We start from the raw sequence: 17,185 nt of genomic DNA, 5'->3' as shown, positions 1-17,185 counted from the left end.
CATGACACGCACCCCACCCGGGCCCCCACCAGCCCCCATCCACCACTCCGGGGGCAGCTCAACCCTGCACCGCTTGACAAAGTCCGCTACATATCGGGCTTTGTCGGATCAGCGCGCGGCAAGGGCCCATGAGACAGGTCCTGAGTTCACGGTGCGGGTGGCGCTCTCGGTACCATCGTCACGCGCAGCGCAGTGTTGCGTCCTCTGAATCCAGCACGTCAGGAGAGACCGGTGACGGACGTCCGGGTAATCATCAGCCGCGAACCCGATCGGGAAGAGCGCGTGGTGACGACGGGCACTACGGCCGCCGAGCTCTTCGCCGACGACCGCTCGATCATCGCCGCCCGCGTCGGCGGCCAGCTCAAGGACCTCGCCTACGTCCTCCAGGACGGCGACGAGGTCGAGCCGGTCACGATCGGCAGCAAGGACGGCCTCGACATCCTGCGCCACTCCACCGCGCACGTCATGGCCCAGGCCGTGCAGCAGCTCTACCCCGAGGCCAAGCTCGGCATCGGCCCGCCGGTCAAGGACGGCTTCTACTACGACTTCGACGTCGAGAAGCCCTTCCACCCCGATGACCTCAAGGCCATCGAGAAGAAGATGCAGGAGATCATCAAGCGCGGGCAGAAGTTCTCCCGCCGGGTGGTCACCGACGAGGCCGCCCGCGAGGAGCTGGCCGCCGAGCCGTACAAGCTGGAACTGATCGGCCTCAAGGGCTCCGCCGCCACCGCCGGAGAGGGCGCCGACGTCGAGGTCGGCGCCGGCGAGCTCACCATCTACGACAACCTGGACGCCAAGTCCGGCGACCAGTGCTGGGGCGACCTCTGCCGCGGCCCGCACCTGCCCAGCACCCGCCACATCCCGGCGTTCAAGCTGATGCGCAACGCGGCCGCCTACTGGCGCGGCAGCGAGAAGAACCCGATGCTGCAGCGCATCTACGGGACCGCCTGGCCGACCAAGGACGAGCTGAAGGCCCACCTGGACTTCCTCGTCGAGGCCGAGAAGCGCGACCACCGCAAGCTCGGCAACGAACTCGACCTCTTCTCGATCCCCGAGGAGATCGGCTCCGGCCTCGCCGTCTTCCACCCCAAGGGCGGCATCATCCGCCGCGCCATGGAGGACTACTCGCGCAAGCGGCACGAGGAAGAGGGCTACGAGTTCGTCTACACCCCGCACGCCACCAAGGGGAAGCTCTTCGAGAAGAGCGGCCACCTCGACTGGTACGCGGACGGTATGTACCCGCCCATGCAGCTCGACGAGGGCGTGGACTACTACCTCAAGCCGATGAACTGCCCGATGCACAACCTGATCTTCGACGCGCGCGGCCGCTCGTACCGTGAACTGCCGCTGCGTCTCTTCGAGTTCGGGACGGTGTACCGGTACGAGAAGTCGGGTGTGGTGCACGGCCTGACCCGTGCCCGCGGCTTCACCCAGGACGACGCCCACATCTACTGCACCCGCGAGCAGATGGCGGACGAGCTCGACTCGACGCTGACCTTCGTCCTCAACCTCCTTCGTGACTACGGTCTGACCGACTTCTACCTGGAGCTGTCCACCAAGGACCCGGTGAAGTACGTCGGCTCGGACGAGACCTGGGAGGAGGCCACCCGCGTCCTGGCGAGCGTGGCCGAGAAGCAGGGCCTGCCGCTGGTCCCGGACCCGGGTGGCGCGGCCTTCTACGGTCCGAAGATCTCGGTGCAGGCGAAGGACGCCATCGGCCGTACCTGGCAGATGTCGACCATCCAGCTCGACTTCAACCTGCCGGAGCGCTTCGACCTGGAGTACACCGCCGCGGACGGTTCGCGTCAGCGGCCGGTCATGATCCACCGCGCGCTGTTCGGCTCGATCGAGCGCTTCTTCGCGGTGCTGCTGGAGCACTACGCCGGCGCCATGCCGCCGTGGCTGGCCCCGGTCACCGTGACCGGCATCCCGATCACCGACGAGCACGTGCCGTACCTGCTGGAGGTCGCGGCCGAGCTGAAGAAGCACGGGATCCGGGTCGAGGTGGACACCTCGGACGACCGCATGCAGAAGAAGATCCGCAACGCCCAGAAGACCAAGGTTCCGTTCATGCTGATCGCCGGCAACGACGACGTCGAGGCGGGCGCGGTCTCCTTCCGCTACCGCAACGGCGAGCAGAAGAACGGCGTTCCGGTGGCGGACGCGGTCCAGGAGATCGTGGACGCGGTGAAGAACCGCATCCAGGTGTGATGCCGTAGTCGGACCGTCACGCGCGGGGCAGGCTCTTGAAGAGTCTGCCCCGCGCGGCTTTGCAAGCACCGTTGGGCGAATATGCTGATCAGCATGACGACTGAGCCGGAACTGCAGCGGGGCGTCGGTGAGCCGGACGGCTTCCGCCGCCTGTGGACCCCCCATCGGATGGCGTACATCCAGGGTGAGAACAAGCCCACCGGCCCGGCTCCGGACGACGGTTGTCCGTTCTGCTCGATCCCGTCGCTGAGCGACGAGGACGGGCTCGTCATCGCCCGGGGTAGCTCCGTGTTCGCGGTGCTGAACCTGTACCCGTACAACGGCGGGCACCTGATGGTGGTCCCGTACCGGCACGTGGCCGACTACACCGACCTGGACGAGGCGGAGACGGCCGAGCTGGCCGACTTCACCAAGAAGGCGATGACCGCGCTGCGGGCGGCCTCCGGGGCGCACGGGTTCAACATCGGGATGAACCAGGGCGCGGCGGCCGGGGCCGGGATCGCGGCGCACCTGCACCAGCACGTGGTGCCGCGCTGGGGCGGCGACACCAACTTCATGCCGGTGGTCGGCCACACCAAGGTGCTGCCGCAGCTGCTGGCGGACACCCGCAAGATGCTGGCCGAGGCCTGGCCGCAGGGCTGAGCCGGGCGCACGTACGAAAGGGGGCCTGTCACCGAGGAGTTCGGTGGCAGGCCCCCTTTCGTACGTCCGGATCAGCCGGCGTTGAACTCGTCGACCTTGTACGGGCGGCTGCCCTGCGCCTCGGACTTGATGATCGAGGTGCGGGTCTTGAAGAAGCGGTCCGCGTCCAGGTCGTGCTCCTGGAGGAACTCCAGCGTCGCGGTGTGCACCGCGTTGAGCACCGGGACGGACGCGTTGAGCGCGTTGTCGACCATGGAACGGTTGTTCCAGGCGGTGGCGACCCAGGAGTGCCGCAGTCCGAAGGGCTCGGGCAGGCCGAGGCCGCCGCCGAGCCAGCCGAGCAGGCCGGGCATCCGGTGGAAGGGGGCGCGGACGGCCTGGCGGACCACCTCGTCGTTGTCGATCAGGGGGAGCTTGACGGTGCGCTCCTCCCAGAACTTCACCGTCTTGGCGATCGTCTTCTCCTTGTCCTTCGGCTTGTCGAAGAAGACGCCCTTGACCGGGCCGAGCGCGTAGCCGGCCACCGAGATGCTCAGCACGTTGGCCAGCAGGGTCACCGTGACGGTGAAGGTGATGACCAGCTTGCCGTCGTGGGTGATGAACTGGGTGGCCAGGTAGTGCCGGGGGCCGCCGGGGAAGGTCTGCTTGTCGGCGATGCTCTGCACGGCGAAGTCGCGCATCCGGTCGCCGTCCATGTCGGCGTTGCCGGGGCGGTTGATCTCGTCGGCGCCCTCGCTGATGTCGAAGACCACCCACTGCTTGATGTTGACGTTGGGGATGCCACTGTTGGCGACGTGGCTGACGCCGAGGCCCTTGAGGTGGGCGGAGATCCGGCGGACCAGGTCCCAGGGGTGGAAGGCGCGGAAGTCGGCGTGGCCCTCGGCGGGGTGCAGGGTGTCGGCCAGGCGCCACTCGCCCCAGCGGCGGCCGGCGCCGAGGATGCCCTTCGGGCCGGCGTAGTGGTGGACGTTGGTCTCCTGCTCGGCGTCCAGGCGGCCGAGCTTGTCGCGCAGGTCGTTGGCCTTCTTGTCCAGGTCGTCGCGGGGGACGGCCTTGGCCACGGTGGCGGCGACCGCGCTGCCCTCGACCAGGTCCTGCCAGCGGGTGCGCAGGTCCTTGGCGAAGCGCTCGACGATCCGGCGGGCCAGGTACCAGCCGATCACCGGGGCGAGCATGGTGATCCGCAGGTAGACGCCCAGGACGCCGGAGGCCGGGGGGCGCAGAGCGAGCAGGATCGCGAGGGCGGCGGCCGCGATCAGCGCGAGGCCGCCGTAGACGTCGGCGCCGCGGGTGTTGTCCCGCTTGAGCCAGGCACGCAGCTGGAAGGCGCCGAGCCAGATCAGGGTGCCGGGCAGGAAGAGCAGACCGGTGACGACGGTGACGGTGCTGAGCTGCCGGTCGCGGGCGTCGCGCAGTTCCTCCGCGGCCAGGCAGTGTTCGACGACCTGCCGGGTGTCGACGCCGAAGGAGGGGACGAGGGGCTTGCGGTCGCCGCCGAGGGCGCGGGAGATCAGCGCCCTGCTGAAGGCCTCGCCGAGGTTGGGGCGGAAGAGGGCGAAGCGGCCCTTCTTCTCCTTGGCGTCGGTGACGTCCTCGACGAACTTGCCGATCTCGCCGTCCCGGTAGGCGGCTGAGGAGAGCGCCTGGGTGACGGCTGTCTGCGGGCCGGCGTCGGTCCGGGGTATCTGCGCACCCGGGGTCATGTCGAGTGTGGTCACGGTGGCGTCCCCTCCTCCCCTTGTCAGCGGCAGGTTACCGTGCGGTGGCACCCCCGCGCGGATGATCGTCTGAAGTGCCGTCACGAACCGTCACGATCGAGCCGCACCCGGCCTGAGAGGCATGATGCCCAGCTTCGGCCCGGTCGATACCCACCTGAACCGGCCGTGTCGGGGTGGAGGAGGATGGAGGGCGAAGGCATGACGAAGGGGGTTGTGGTGAAGGATCCGGTGCTGGTCTTCGACGGGGACTGCGCGTTCTGCTCGTCCTGCGTGCGGTGGGGGGAGACGTACCTGCGGCAGACGCTGGCCTCGGGGGGCTGGGAGGCGGTGCCGTTCCAGTTCGCGGAGCTGTCGGAGCTGGACGCGCTCGCGGGTGGCCTGGACGAGGTGTCGGCCGAGCGGGCCGAGCGCGAGGTGCTGTGGGTGACGCCGGCGGGTCGGGTGTACGGGGGCGCGCAGGCGGTGGCGCGGCTGTTGATGCGCTCCGGGGGCGCGTGGGCGTACCTGGGGGCGGTGTTGACCCTCGCGCCGGTGCGGCCGGTGGCGGCCCTGGCGTACCGCTGGGTGTCGCGCAACCGGCACCGGATGCCGGGGGGTACGGCGGCGTGCGCGCTGCCGCGGCGTACCGGGGCCGCTCAGTCGGTGTAGCGCTCGGCCAGGGCGGTGGGCATGGGTTCGTGGCGCAGGTAGGCGCGGGAGAACTCGGCGGTGCCGTGGGTGAGTGAGCGCAGGTCGACCGGGTAGCGGGCGAGTTCGAGTTCGGGGACCTCGGCGCGCAGCAGGGTGAGGTTCGGCCCGCCCGTCTCCGTGCCGAGCACCCGGCCGCGGCGGGCGGAGAGGTCGCCGAGGACGGCGCCCAGGTACTCGTCGGGCAGCAGGACGCTGACGGCGGCGACGGGTTCGAGCAGCCGGATGACGGCGTGCTCGGCGGCGTCGCGCAGGGCGAGGGCGGCGGCGTTCTGGAAGGAGGCGTCGGAGGAGTCGACGGAGTGCGCCTTGCCGTCGGTGAGGGTGACCCGGACGTCGACGAGCGGGTGGCCGGTGGCGACGCCCTTGGCAAGTTGGGCGCGGATGCCCTTCTCGACGGAGGGGATGAAGTGCTTGGGGACGGCGCCGCCGACGACGTGTTCCTGGAACTCGAAGCCGGAGCCGGCCGGCAGGGGTTCGACCTCCAGGTCGCAGATGGCGTACTGGCCGTGGCCGCCGGACTGTTTGACCAGGCGGCCGTGGCCGGCGGCGGCGGTGCCGAAGGTCTCGCGCAGGGCGACCTTGGGCTCGACGGTGTCGACGTGGACGCCGTGGCGGGTGCGCAGCCGGTCGAGGACGACCTCGGCGTGGGCCTCGCCGGTGCACCAGAGGACCAGCTGGTGGGTGTCGGGGTTCTGTTCCAGGCGTAGGGCCGGGTCCTCGGCGGTGAGCCGGGTGAGGGCCTGGGAGAGCTTGTCGTCGTCGGCCTTGCTGTGCGCCTCGACGGCGATGGGCAGCAGGGGTTCGGGGAGGGTCCAGCCGTCGAGTTCGACGGGGTGGCCGGGCTCGTGGACGGTGTCGCCGGCGCGGGCGGTGGTGAGTTTGGCGGCGCAGACGAGGTCGCCCGCGATGGCGTGCGGGACGGGCCGCTGGAGTTTGCCGAAGGGGCTGGTGAGGCCGGTGACGCGCTCGTCGCCGTTCTGGTCGGCGGTGTGGGCGGGGCCGACCAGGTGGATCCTGGTGTCGGGGCGCAGGGTGCCGGCGTACACGCGCAGCAGGCTGATCCGGCCGACGTAGGCGTCGCCGGTGACGCGGACGACCTGGGCGGCGAGCGGGGCGTCGGGGTCGCAGTCGGGGGCGGGGCGGGTGCGTTCGGTGGGGTCGGGGAAGGTGTGGGCGATCAGGTCGAGGAGTTCGGCGGCGCCGAGGCCGTTCTCGCTGGTGGGGACGGCGGGGTGGAGGGTGCAGGCGAGGACTTCGCGGCGCAGGCCGGCTTCCAGGGAGTCGGTGTCGAGGGTGTCACCGGAGAGGTAGCGCTCCATGAGGGCGTCGTCCTGGCCGGAGATGGCCTCGACGAGGCTGTCGTGGGCGGGGCCGGTGTCGGGGAGCGGGGCGGCGTCGCCGTAGGTGTCGCCGGTGAGCAGGTCCACGCTGCCGTCGGGGTGTCCGTCGTGGAGGACGGGCAGGAAGAGCGGGCGCAGGGTGTCCGGGCCGAGTCCGAAGGCGTCGTGGCAGGCGGTGAGGATGTCGTCGAAGCCGGTGCGGGCGAGGTCGAGTTTGGCGACGGCGATGGCGCGCGGGATGCCTTCGGCGGCGCACTCGCGCCAGAGCGCGCGGGTGGGGGCGGTGACCGGGTCGGTGGCCGAGACGACGAAGACGGCGGCGTCGGCGGCGTGCAGGGCGGCCCGCAGGTCGGCGGCGAAGTCGGGGTGGCCGGGCGGGTCGATCAGATTGATCTTGACGCCCTTCCATTCGAGCGGGAGCAGCGAGAGCTGGACGGAGCGCTGCTGCTGGTGCTCGATCTCCTCGTAATCGGAGGCGGTGGTGCCGTCGGTGACGCGTCCGGCCCGCCCGGTGGCGCCGGCGGCGAGGGCGAGGGATTCGGCGAGGGTGGTCTTGCCCACACCGCTGGAGCCGATGAGGACGACGTTGCGCAGGTCCCGGGGGCCGGTGACGGCGGGCGCCTGACCGGCTCGTGCCGTGCTGCGGTCGGGCATCGGGGTCTCCTCCCGTAGCGCCGAGGCTGTCTTTGGCAGTCTAGGGTCGGGTGTCGCGTCGGCGCGTGTCGTGTGACCGTCCGTGTGTGGGCCGTGGCCGGTGTGCCGTCCGGCGGTGCGTGCGCCAGAGCGTGTCCCCGGCGTGGCTACGATGGGTGCGCCGGGCGGACTCATTCGTCCGGCCGTCTGCTGCGCACGCTGCGCCAGGCGGGTACCTGGGAGATCGGAGCGGCTGGGAAGGCCATGCTCAACAAATACGCGCGTGCCTTCTTCACACGTGTTCTGACCCCGTTCGCCGCGTTCCTGATCCGGCTGGGCGTGAGCCCGGACGCCGTGACGCTGATCGGTACCGCCGGTTCGGTGGCCGGTGCGCTGGTGTTCTTCCCGCGTGGGGAGTTCTTCTGGGGCACCATCACGATCACGCTGTTCATCTTCTCGGACCTGGTGGACGGGAACATGGCCCGTCAGCTGGGTCGGAGCACCAAGTGGGGGGCGTTCCTGGACTCCACGCTGGACCGGGTCGCGGACGCGGCGATCTTCGGCGGTCTGGCGATGTGGTACGCGGGCAAGGGCGACAACAACCTGCTGTGCGCGGTGGCGATCTTCTGCCTGGCCAGCGGCCTGGTGGTGTCGTACACCAAGGCGCGGGCGGAGAGCCAGGGCCTGCCGTGCGACGTGTCGGGGCTGGTGGAGCGGGCCGAGCGGCTGGTGGCCAGCCTGGTGGCGGCCGGGGTCGCGGGTCTGCACAAGTTCGGGGTGCCGTACGTGGAGTGGCTGCTGCCGGTGGCGCTGTGGCTGGTGGCGGCGGGCAGCCTGGTGACGGTGTTCCAGCGGATGCTGACCGTGCGCCGGGAGGCGTTCGAGGCCGACCGAGCGGCGGCCGGGAGCTGATGGGGGGCGTCCTGCGGTGACGGACCGACTGGTGTACTGGGCGTACGCGCTGGGGTGGGCGGTGCTGAAGCACCTGCCGGAGCCGGTGGCGCGGGGCCTGTTCGACCTGCTGGCGGACTACGCGTGGCGCCGGCGCGGCAAGCGGGTGCTCCAGCTGGAGGCCAACCTGCGCCGGGTCCGTCCGGGGCTGGACGAGGCCGCGCTGCGGTCGCTGTCGCGGGCCGGGATGCGCTCGTACCTGCGGTACTGGATGGAGTCCTTCCGGCTGCCGGTGTGGAGCCGGGCCAGGGTCGCCCGGGACGTCCAGGTGGAGGGCTTCGAGCACCTGCGGGAGACGCTGGAGGCCGGGCGGGGCGCGGTGATAGCCCTGCCGCACATGGGCAACTGGGATCTGGCGGGCACCTGGGTGGCACAGCAGGGCTACCCGTTCACCACGGTCGCCGAGCGGCTGAAGCCGGAGCGGCTGTTCGACCGGTTCGTCGCGTTCCGGGAGGGCCAGGGCATGGAGGTCCTGGCGCTGACCGGCGGTTCGGTGAACGTGATCGGCACGCTGGCGCGGCGGCTGCGCGAGGGCCGGCTGGTCTGCCTGGTGGGGGACCGGGACCTGTCGGAGGCGGGCCTGGAGGTGTCCTTCTTCGGTGAGGCGACCCGGATGCCGGCCGGGCCGGCGGCGCTGTGCCAGCGGACCGGTGCGGCGCTGTTGCCCGCGACGCTCTGGTACGACGGCCCGGTGCTGCGGGCGCGGATCCACCCCGAGGTGGTGGCGCCCGAGGAGGGTGACCGCAGGGCGCGGACCCTGGCGATGACCCAGGCGATGGCGGACGTGTGGGAGCGGGGCATCCGGGAGTACCCGCAGGACTGGCACATGCTGCAGAAGCTCTGGCTGGCCGACCTGCCGGTCCGTGAGACGGTGAAGGGGTCGCCCGCGGTGCGCGCGGAGGCGGCGCCGGAGCCCGCGGCCGAGGCCTCCGGGTCCTGAGCCAGCCCCGTACGACCTGTCCGAAGGAGCTTGAGGAACCCGTGAAGATCGGCATCGTCTGCCCGTACGACTGGGACGTCCCCGGCGGGGTGCAGTTCCACATCCGGGACCTGGCCGAGCACCTGATCAGGCTGGGCCACCAGGTGTCGGTGCTGGCGCCGGCCGAGGACGACGAGGCGCTGCCGCCGTACGTGGTCTCGGCCGGGCGGGCGGTGGCGGTGCCGTACAACGGGTCGGTGGCGCGGCTGAGCTTCGGCATCCTGTCGGCGGCGCGGGTGCGGCGGTGGCTGCGCGAGGGCCGCTTCGACATCCTGCACGTGCACGAGCCGGCCTCGCCGAGCCTGTCGATGCTGGCCGCCTGGTCGGCCACCGGGCCGATGGTGGGCACCTTCCACACCTCGAACCCGCGCTCCCGGGCGATGATCGCGGCCTCGCCGATCCTGCAGCCTGGCCTGGAGAAGATGCGGGCCCGGATCGCGGTGTCGGAGTACGCCCGGCGCACCCTGGTGGAGCATCTGGGCGGGGACGCGGTGGTGATCCCGAACGGCGTGGACGTCGGCTTCTTCGCGGACGCCGAGCCGGACGGGCGCTGGACGGGCAACGCGGCCGCGGGGGAGCCGGGCACGATCGGCTTCATCGGCCGGATCAACGAGCCGCGCAAGGGCCTGCCGACGCTGCTGGCGGCGCTGCCGAGGATCCTGGCCGAGCGGCCCGGGGTGCGGCTGCTGGTCGCGGGCAAGGGGGACGAGGAGGAGGCCGTCGCCGGCCTGGCGCCCGAGGTCCGCGAGCAGGTGGAGTTCCTCGGGATGGTGTCCGACCGGGAGAAGGCCCGGCTGCTGCGCAGCGTGGACCTGTACGTGGCGCCGAACACCGGCGGGGAGAGCTTCGGGATCATCCTGGTCGAGGCGATGTCGGCGGGCGCGCCGGTGCTGGCCAGCGACCTGGACGCGTTCAAGCAGGTGCTGGACGGCGGGGACGCCGGGGAGCTGTTCCCGGTGGAGGACGCGGACGCGCTGGCCCGTACGGCGCTGCGGCTGCTGGGCGACCCGGCGCGGCTGGAGGAGCTGCGCAAGGCGGCCTCGCGGCACGTGCGGCGGTTCGACTGGTCGACGGTGGGCGCGGACATCCTGGCGGTGTACGAGACCGTGACGGCCGGTGAGGCGGCGGTGGTCGAGGAGGACGTGCGCAGCGGGCGGCGCGGCCGGTTCGGCCTGGCCAGGGACTGATCGGCGGGCCGGTCGACGGGGGTGGTCGGCGGGCGGGTCGGTGGTGGTGGGCCCGTGGGGCGGCCGGATGTTCGTGGCGTTAGGGTCGGGCGACCGCACCACCGCGATTCATGGGGGCAACGATGCCGCAGATCTCCGTCGACTACTCCGCCAACCTGGCCCGCAGCTTCGACCGGATGTCGCTCGGTGTGGCGATCAACCGGCTCGCGGAGGAGACCATCGACGCGAAGCCGGGGTCGTGCAAGACGGTGTTCCGCCAGAGCGAGCTGCTCGTCGTGGGGACGTCCAGGATCCCGCACGACGGGCAGGTCTTCGTCGAGTTCCAGATCTTCCCCGGTCGCACGCCGGAGGCGAAGGCGGCGCTGAGCGAGGGCGTCCTGGCGCTGCTGGCCGAGCACCTGAAGCCGCAGCCCGGGGTGCGGCTGTTCACCGCCGTGAACATCACGGACATCGACCGGGAGAGCTACCGCAGCGCGACCGCCCAGGGGTGAGCCGGTGACACCCGGTAACGTAGCGGCCCGTGACTACCTGGATCTGGGCCGGCGTGGCCGTGGTGCTGTTCGGCATGTACCTGAGTTGGACGGCCGGGCGCTTGGACCGGCTGCACGCCCGGATCGACGCCGCGCGGGCGGCGCTGGACGCGCAGCTGGTCCGTCGGGCCTCGGTGGCGATGGAGCTGGCGACGTCCTCGCTGCTGGACCCGGCGGCCTCGCTGCTGCTGCTGGACGCGGCGCACGCGGCGCGGCAGGCCGACGACGAGCAGCGCGAGGTGGCGGAGAGCCAGCTGAGCCTGGCGCTGCGGGCGGTGTTCGAGGAACCGGAGCAGGTGGCGGCGCTGATGGCCGAGCCGGGCGGTGAGGACGCCGTTCGTGATCTGACGGCCGCGGTGCGCCGGGTGCCGATGGCCCGCCGGTTCCACAACGACGCGGTGCGGGCGGCCCGGGCGGTGCGCGAGCACCGGCTGGTGCGCTACTTCCGGCTGGCGGGGAAGGCGCCGTTCCCGCTGGCCTTCGAGATGGACGACGCCCCGCCGCCCGCGCTCACGCCCGAGGGGGCGCCTGCTTAGGCTGTCCCCGGATACGGCCCGTTTGTCGCATCCCGTCGTCCGGGCTGGACTGGGTGGCACATGGATGGGCCACCCGTTCCGCCTACCATAGGGCGATAGCACTGGTTCATCTTCGAGTGAGGTCTCACGTGTCCACCACCCCCACCACCGCAGACCAGCCGCAGATCGGTACCGCCCGGGTCAAGCGCGGCATGGCCGAGCAGCTCAAGGGCGGTGTGATCATGGATGTGGTCAACGCCGAGCAGGCGAAGATCGCCGAGGACGCCGGCGCGGTGGCCGTCATGGCCCTGGAGCGGGTTCCGGCCGACATTCGCAAGGACGGCGGCGTGGCCCGCATGTCCGACCCGAACATGATCGAGGAGATCATCAACGCGGTCTCCATCCCGGTGATGGCCAAGTCCCGCATCGGCCACTTCGTCGAGGCCCAGGTCCTGCAGTCGCTCGGTGTCGACTACATCGACGAGTCCGAGGTGCTGACCCCGGCCGACGAGGTCAACCACTCCGACAAGTGGGCCTTCACCACCCCCTTCGTCTGCGGCGCCACCAACCTGGGCGAGGCCCTGCGCCGCATCGCCGAGGGCGCGGCCATGATCCGCTCGAAGGGCGAGGCCGGCACCGGCAACGTCGTCGAGGCCGTCCGCCACCTGCGCCAGATCAAGAACGAGATCGGCCAGCTTCGCGCCCTGGACCACAACGAGCTGTACGCCGCCGCCAAGGAGCTGCGCGCCCCGTACGAGCTGGTCAAGGAGGTCGCCGAGCTCGGCAAGCTGCCGGTGGTGCTGTTCTCCGCCGGTGGCGTGGCCACCCCGGCCGACGCCGCGCTGATGCGCCAGCTGGGCGCCGAGGGCGTCTTCGTCGGCTCCGGCATCTTCAAGTCGGGTGACCCGGCCAAGCGCGCCGCCGCCATCGTGAAGGCCACCACCTTCTACGACGACCCGAAGATCATCGCGGACGCCTCCCGCAACCTGGGCGAGGCCATGGTCGGCATCAACTGCGACACCCTGCCGGAGACCGAGCGCTACGCCAACCGCGGCTGGTAATCGCCCCTCCCACCCGTAGATCGGCTCAGGCCCGCCGCGGCGCCCCGGCGCGCGGCGGGCCGTGCCGCGTATTTCCGTAGTAACGATCGATTGAGGTTGAAGACCGTGAGCACTCCAGTCATCGGCGTCCTCGCCCTGCAGGGCGACGTCCGCGAGCACCTGGTGGCGCTGGCCGAGGCCGACGCGCTCGCCCGTCCGGTGCGCCGTGCCGAGGAGCTGGCCGAGGTCGACGCGCTGGTGATCCCCGGCGGGGAGTCCACCACCATGTCCAAGCTGGCGCTGCTGTTCGGCGTGATGGACCCGGTGCGCGAGCGGGTCGCCGCCGGGATGCCGGTGTACGGCACCTGTGCGGGCATGATCATGCTGGCCGACAAGATCCTCGACGGTCGGGAGGACCAGGAGACCGTCGGCGGCATCGACATGACGGTGCGCCGCAACGCCTTCGGCCGCCAGAACGAGTCCTTCGAGTCCGGGATCGCCTTCAAGGGCATGGACGACGCGCCGGTGCACGGAGTCTTCATCCGCGCCCCCTGGGTCGAGGCGGTCGGCGCGGGTGTCGAGGTGCTGGCCGAGCTGCCCGCCGCGGACGGTCCGGAGGCCCGGATCGTGGCCGTGCGCCAGGGCAACCTGCTGGCCACCTCCTTCCACCCGGAGCTCACCGGCGACCACCGCGTGCACGCCTACTTCGTGCGGATGGTCGAGGAGCACCTCGCCGCCCGGTAGGGCAGCCGTAGCCGTGTGCGTCTTACCGGTGACGACACCGGTAAGATCTCATCTGTTTCATTTCCATTTGGCGACGTAAAGGAGCTGGCGATGTCCGGCCACTCTAAGTGGGCTACCACCAAGCACAAGAAGGCCGTGATCGACGCCAAGCGCGGCAAGCTCTTCGCCAAGATGATCAAGAACATCGAGGTGGCGGCGCGCACCGGCGGTCCCGACCCGGCGGGCAACCCGACCCTCTACGACGCCATCCAGAAGGCGAAGAAGAGCTCGGTCCCGATCGACAACATCAACCGCGCCGTCAAGCGCGGTGGCGGTCTGGAGGCCGGCGGTGCCGACTACCAGACCATCATGTACGAGGGCTACGGCCCGAACGGTGTCGCCGTCCTGATCGAGTGCCTCACCGACAACCGCAACCGCGCCGCCTCCGACGTGCGCGTGGCGATGACCCGCAACGGCGGCTCGATGGCCGACCCGGGTTCGGTCTCGTACCTGTTCACCCGCAAGGGTGTCGTGATCGTCCCCAAGGCCGACGGCGTCGACGAGGACAAGCTGTTCGAGGTCGTCCTCGACCAGGAGCCGGAGGAGATCAACGACCTCGGCGACTCCTTCGAGATCGTCTCCGAGGCCGCCAAGATGGTCGCCGTGCGCACCGCGCTGGTCGACGCCGGCGTCGACTACGACTCGGCCGAGGCCAACTTCCTCCCGAGCATGCAGGTCGAGCTGGACGTCGACGGCGCCCGCAAGATCCTCAAGCTGATCGACGCGCTCGAGGACAGCGACGACGTGCAGAACGTCTTCGCCAACTTCGACATCTCCGACGAGGTCGGTGCGCAGCTCGACGCCGAGTAACACGGCATCGAGTGATCGACGGCGAGCGATCGTTCTCACTGCCCGGCCCGGTGGTCCCAGGACCGCCGGGCCGGTGTCGTCGGCAGGGCTGTCGGACCCGGACGGTAGCCTGCGGAGGTCGCCGGAGAGTGTTGAACAGCGGAAGGGCGGGGCGTGAGGTGCGGGTGCTGGGTGTGGACCCGGGGCTGACCAGGTGCGGGGTCGGCGTGGTCGACGGCGCGCCGGGCCGGCCGCTGCGGATGGTCGGGGTGGGCGTGGTGCGCACGCCCGCCGAGGCCGAGATCGGGCAGCGGCTGCTGTTGGTCGAGCAGGGGATCGAGGGCTGGCTGGACGAGCACCGGCCCGATCTGGTGGCCGTCGAGCGGGTCTTCGCCCAGCACAACGTCCGGACCGTGATGGGGACGGCCCAGGCCAGCGCCGTCGCGATGCTCTGCGCCACCCGGCGCGGCATCCCCGTCACCCTGCACACCCCCAGTGAGGTCAAGGCCGCCGTCACCGGCTCGGGCCGGGCGGACAAGGCGCAGGTCACGGCCATGGTGCAGCGGCTGCTGCGGCTGGACGCCCCGCCCAAGCCCGCCGACGCGGCCGACGCGCTGGCGCTGGCCATCTGCCACATCTGGCGCGGCGGGGCGACCAACCGCCTGGAGGCCGCGGTCAACGCCGCCCCCTCCACCTCGCGCTCCGTGTCTGTCAAAGCCCCCTCTACTTCTGTGAAAGGCAGGCTTCGGTGATCGCCTTCGTCCAGGGCCCCGTGGCGGCCATCTCCTCCGGCGTCGCGGTGGTCGAGGTCGGCGGGGTCGGCATGGCCGTGCAGTGCACCCCGAACACCCTGGCCGGCCTGCGGCTGGGTGAGCCGGCCCGGCTGGCGACCTCGCTGGTGGTCCGGGAGGACTCGCTCACCCTGTTCGGCTTCGCGGACGACGACGAGCGCTCGGTGTTCGAGATCCTGCAGGCCGCGCCGGGCGTCGGCCCCAAGCTGGCGCAGGCCATCCTCGGCGTGCACAGCCCGGACGCGCTGCGCGCCGCGGTCGCGGGCGGGGACGAGAAGGCGCTGGTCGCCGTGCCGGGCATCGGCAAGGCGAAGGCGGCCAAGCTGCTGCTGGAGTACAAGGACAAGCTGGGCGCGCCGCACGGCGCGGTGCCCGCCCAGAAGCCGATCGCCGCCGGCCCGGCGCCGTGGAGCGAGCAGCTGCACTCCGCGCTGACCGGCCTGGGCTACGCCCCGCGTGAGGCGGACGAGGCGGTCGCGGCGGTCACCCCGGAGGCGGAGGCGCAGCAGACGCCGGATGTGGGCGCCCTGCTCCGGCTGGCGCTGCGCGGCCTCAACCGCGCCCGCTGAATCCCCCCTGACGATCTGTCTGTTTGTCGACAACGGAGACTTTGGAGCCTGCGAGGATGTACGACTCGGAACCTGCGGACCGGCTGGTCACGGCCGCCGCCGACGGTGAGGACCAGGCGGTGGAGGCGGCGCTGCGCCCCAAGCTGCTGGACGAGTTCATCGGCCAGGAGCGGGTGCGCGAGCAGCTGTCCCTGGTGCTCCAGGCCGCCCGCAAGCGCGGCAGCGCACCCGACCACGTGCTGCTGAGCGGGCCTCCGGGGCTCGGCAAGACCACCCTGTCCATGATCATCGCCGCTGAGCTCGGTGCCCCGATCCGGATCACGTCCGGCCCGGCCATCCAGCACGCGGGGGACCTCGCGGCGATCCTCTCCTCGCTCACCGAGGGCGAGGTGCTCTTCCTCGACGAGATCCACCGGATGTCCCGGCCGGCCGAGGAGATGCTCTACATGGCGATGGAGGACTTCCGGGTCGATGTGATCGTCGGCAAGGGCCCGGGCGCCACCGCCATCCCGCTGGAGCTGCCGCCCTTCACCCTGGTCGGCGCCACCACCCGGGCCGGACTGCTGCCGCCCCCGCTGCGCGACCGCTTCGGCTTCACCGGGCACATGGAGTTCTACGCCCCGAGCGAGCTGCAGCGGGTGGTGCACCGCTCGGCCGCCCTGCTGGACGTCGAGATAGACCCGGCCGGCGCGGCCGAGATCGCCGGGCGCTCGCGCGGCACCCCGCGCATCGCCAACCGGCTGCTGCGCCGGGTCCGCGACTACGCCCAGGTGCGGCACGACGGCCAGGTCAGCGCCGAGATCGCCGCCCAGGCGCTGGACGTCTACGAGGTGGACGCCCGCGGTCTGGACCGGCTGGACCGCGCGGTGCTGAACGCGCTGCTGCGGCTGTTCGGCGGCGGGCCGGTCGGTTTGTCGACACTCGCGGTCGCCGTGGGGGAGGAGGCCGAGACGGTCGAGGAGGTGGCCGAGCCCTTCCTGGTCCGCGAGGGCCTGCTCGCCCGCACCCCGCGCGGGCGGATCGCCACGGCCGCCGCCTGGCAGCACCTCGGCCTGACTCCGCCGGTACAGGCCGCGCCGGTCCAGACCACCCGCGGTGCGGCGACCGCCCAGCCGGAGCTGTTCCCGGCGGACGGAAGTTGACCGGCATGGACTGAACGGGTGAGAGGTGTCCACCGGTTCCCGGCGCCCGGCCAGGCGCCGCAGGGCGGGGAGGAGCCAGGGGAGAAGTCCGTGGAAACTGTGCAGGCCGAGGGTCGCCACTTTCGGCGGCAGGATGCGATGCTTGGCGTTGTCCGATCAGTTCGGGGTCGCCTAGACTCCGCCGGACCGCCCCTCTCACCTGACGGGCCGACCCATACCACACAGGCCGCCGGTCGGCGGCCCGTAAAGGACCCTGGCTGCAGTGAACCTCATCATCCTTCTCCTCCCGATCATCGCGATCGTGCTCATGTTCCGGTCGCAGAAGAAGCGCCAGTCGCAGCAGCAGCAGATGCAGACCTCGCTGGAGCCCGGGGCGGGGGTGCGCACCATCGGGGGCCTGTACGCCCAGGTGAAGGCGGTCAACGACGAGACCGTCGAGCTGGAGATCGCTCCCGGCGTGGTCACCCACTTCACCAAGAGCGCCATCGCGGCCGTCCTGGACCCCCAGGAGTACGACGCGATCATCAACGGTCGCCCCGGCGATGACGAGCTGCCCGAGCCCGAGGCCGAGGACGCGGACGCCGCGCCGGTCGAGGACAAGGCGCTGTCGCTCACCAAGGACAGCGCCGAGAAGGGCGATGCCGAGGGCGGGGCTCCCGCGAGCAAGTAGTACGG

At 71.3% G+C, this 17,185-nt stretch carries 17 protein-coding genes; 15 read left to right on the top strand and 2 right to left on the bottom strand.

Annotated elements, in window-relative coordinates:
- Positions 1–231: 231 nt before the first annotated feature.
- Together thrS and ACGF12_RS20120 are read left to right on the top strand one after the other, a co-directional pair.
- Positions 232–2,211: a threonine--tRNA ligase gene (gene thrS / locus ACGF12_RS20125; protein ID WP_393031518.1), complete on the top strand. Its 1,980-nt coding sequence runs from the start codon at positions 232–234 to the stop codon at positions 2,209–2,211.
- Between the two features lie 81 nt (positions 2,212–2,292).
- Positions 2,293–2,853, top strand: coding sequence for an HIT family protein (locus ACGF12_RS20120; RefSeq protein ID WP_387625009.1), 561 nt, complete (start codon positions 2,293–2,295; stop codon positions 2,851–2,853).
- A 71-nt stretch (positions 2,854–2,924) separates the two neighbouring features.
- Here the strand turns inward: ACGF12_RS20120 and ACGF12_RS20115 are convergent, their stop codons facing one another.
- On the bottom strand, positions 2,925–4,571 hold the full coding sequence (locus tag ACGF12_RS20115; RefSeq protein WP_393031514.1) for a hypothetical protein: 1,647 nt from the start codon (positions 4,569–4,571) through the stop codon (positions 2,925–2,927).
- A 198-nt stretch (positions 4,572–4,769) separates the two neighbouring features.
- Between ACGF12_RS20115 and ACGF12_RS20110 the strand changes: the two genes are divergently transcribed.
- Entirely contained in the window at positions 4,770–5,219 is a 450-nt protein-coding gene (locus ACGF12_RS20110; RefSeq protein ID WP_393031511.1) for a thiol-disulfide oxidoreductase DCC family protein, read from the top strand.
- Here ACGF12_RS20110 and ACGF12_RS20105 read toward each other — a convergent pair.
- The gene (locus ACGF12_RS20105; RefSeq protein ID WP_393031508.1) at positions 5,207–7,255 is read right to left on the bottom strand and encodes an elongation factor G-like protein EF-G2; all 2,049 of its coding nucleotides are present in this window, start codon (positions 7,253–7,255) and stop codon (positions 5,207–5,209) included. The genes ACGF12_RS20110 and ACGF12_RS20105 overlap by 13 nt on opposite strands.
- A gap of 243 nt (positions 7,256–7,498) precedes the next feature.
- Here ACGF12_RS20105 and pgsA point away from each other — a divergent pair, with 243 nt between their 5' ends.
- The 12 genes from pgsA (at position 7,499) to yajC (ending at position 17,180) form a co-directional block, all read left to right on the top strand.
- The gene (gene pgsA, locus ACGF12_RS20100; protein ID WP_224278759.1) at positions 7,499–8,146 is read left to right on the top strand and encodes a phosphatidylinositol phosphate synthase; all 648 of its coding nucleotides are present in this window, start codon (positions 7,499–7,501) and stop codon (positions 8,144–8,146) included.
- A 16-nt stretch (positions 8,147–8,162) separates the two neighbouring features.
- Positions 8,163–9,125: a phosphatidylinositol mannoside acyltransferase gene (locus ACGF12_RS20095; protein WP_393031505.1), complete on the top strand. Its 963-nt coding sequence runs from the start codon at positions 8,163–8,165 to the stop codon at positions 9,123–9,125.
- A gap of 41 nt (positions 9,126–9,166) precedes the next feature.
- On the top strand, positions 9,167–10,351 hold the full coding sequence (locus ACGF12_RS20090) for a glycosyltransferase family 4 protein (RefSeq protein ID WP_393031502.1): 1,185 nt from the start codon (positions 9,167–9,169) through the stop codon (positions 10,349–10,351).
- A 122-nt stretch (positions 10,352–10,473) separates the two neighbouring features.
- Complete coding sequence (locus ACGF12_RS20085) at positions 10,474–10,842, top strand: 5-carboxymethyl-2-hydroxymuconate Delta-isomerase (protein WP_393031499.1); 369 nt, start codon at positions 10,474–10,476, stop codon at positions 10,840–10,842.
- 29 nt (positions 10,843–10,871) lie between these two features.
- Entirely contained in the window at positions 10,872–11,417 is a 546-nt protein-coding gene (locus tag ACGF12_RS20080) for a hypothetical protein (RefSeq protein ID WP_380612086.1), read from the top strand.
- 128 nt (positions 11,418–11,545) lie between these two features.
- The gene (gene pdxS / locus ACGF12_RS20075; protein WP_380612087.1) at positions 11,546–12,457 is read left to right on the top strand and encodes a pyridoxal 5'-phosphate synthase lyase subunit PdxS; all 912 of its coding nucleotides are present in this window, start codon (positions 11,546–11,548) and stop codon (positions 12,455–12,457) included.
- A 105-nt stretch (positions 12,458–12,562) separates the two neighbouring features.
- Positions 12,563–13,180, top strand: coding sequence for a pyridoxal 5'-phosphate synthase glutaminase subunit PdxT (gene pdxT, locus ACGF12_RS20070; RefSeq protein WP_393031494.1), 618 nt, complete (start codon positions 12,563–12,565; stop codon positions 13,178–13,180).
- Positions 13,181–13,270: 90 nt separating this feature from the next.
- The gene (locus ACGF12_RS20065) at positions 13,271–14,029 is read left to right on the top strand and encodes a YebC/PmpR family DNA-binding transcriptional regulator (RefSeq protein WP_393031491.1); all 759 of its coding nucleotides are present in this window, start codon (positions 13,271–13,273) and stop codon (positions 14,027–14,029) included.
- A 158-nt stretch (positions 14,030–14,187) separates the two neighbouring features.
- A complete protein-coding gene (ruvC, locus tag ACGF12_RS20060; protein ID WP_393031529.1) occupies positions 14,188–14,760 on the top strand; it encodes a crossover junction endodeoxyribonuclease RuvC in 573 nt (190 codons plus the stop codon).
- Positions 14,757–15,368: a Holliday junction branch migration protein RuvA gene (gene ruvA, locus ACGF12_RS20055; protein ID WP_380612090.1), complete on the top strand. Its 612-nt coding sequence runs from the start codon at positions 14,757–14,759 to the stop codon at positions 15,366–15,368. The genes ruvC and ruvA overlap by 4 nt, the downstream gene beginning before the upstream one ends.
- Positions 15,369–15,424: 56 nt before the next feature.
- Positions 15,425–16,510 carry a Holliday junction branch migration DNA helicase RuvB gene (gene ruvB, locus ACGF12_RS20050; RefSeq protein ID WP_393031487.1) on the top strand — a complete coding sequence of 362 codons (1,086 nt, stop codon included), beginning with the start codon at positions 15,425–15,427 and terminating at the stop codon, positions 16,508–16,510.
- A gap of 262 nt (positions 16,511–16,772) precedes the next feature.
- The gene (gene yajC, locus ACGF12_RS20045; protein WP_393031484.1) at positions 16,773–17,180 is read left to right on the top strand and encodes a preprotein translocase subunit YajC; all 408 of its coding nucleotides are present in this window, start codon (positions 16,773–16,775) and stop codon (positions 17,178–17,180) included.
- Positions 17,181–17,185 lie beyond the last annotated feature (5 nt).

It is taken from the genome of Kitasatospora sp. NPDC048296 (assembly GCF_043201815.1).
GTDB lineage: Bacteria > Actinomycetota > Actinomycetes > Streptomycetales > Streptomycetaceae > Kitasatospora.
Note: the sequence above shows the minus strand (reverse complement) of the source record. Positions and strands in the feature narration are given on the sequence as shown.